At 70.0% G+C, this 307-nt stretch carries 1 pseudogene; it reads left to right on the top strand.

Going from position 1 to position 307, the window contains the following annotated elements:
* Positions 1–38: 38 nt before the first annotated feature.
* Positions 39–307, top strand: a pseudogene (locus VA603_RS00240) (energy transducer TonB); the annotation flags it as partial.

Raw genomic sequence — 307 nt, 5'->3', positions numbered from 1 at the left:
TCCACCACAGGTACGACGACAGCGATAAGGATAAGGGTCTGAGCTGGCCCCGTATCGCTGGCATCGCCTTTGTAATCGCACTGCACTTGGCAGCCCTGATGATGCTTCTGATCCCGGCCGTGGCCCCGAAGGCCGCTGCGGAGAAGGAACGCAACGTCATGGTGACGCTGGTTGACGCCCCGCCGCCGCCGCCACCGCCGCCGCCGCCGCCGCCGCAGGACATCCCGCCGCCGCCGGTCAAGAACCTGGCGCCGCCGAAGCCCTCGCCGCTGCCGCCGCCGCCGGAAGCCCCGGTGATCGACGTGCC

Origin of the sequence: Stenotrophomonas capsici, from assembly GCF_034961085.1 — a bacterium.
Taxonomy (GTDB): domain Bacteria; phylum Pseudomonadota; class Gammaproteobacteria; order Xanthomonadales; family Xanthomonadaceae; genus Stenotrophomonas; species Stenotrophomonas capsici.
The sequence above is the reverse complement of the archived record's forward strand: the minus strand, read 5'-3'. Positions and strand labels throughout refer to the sequence as shown.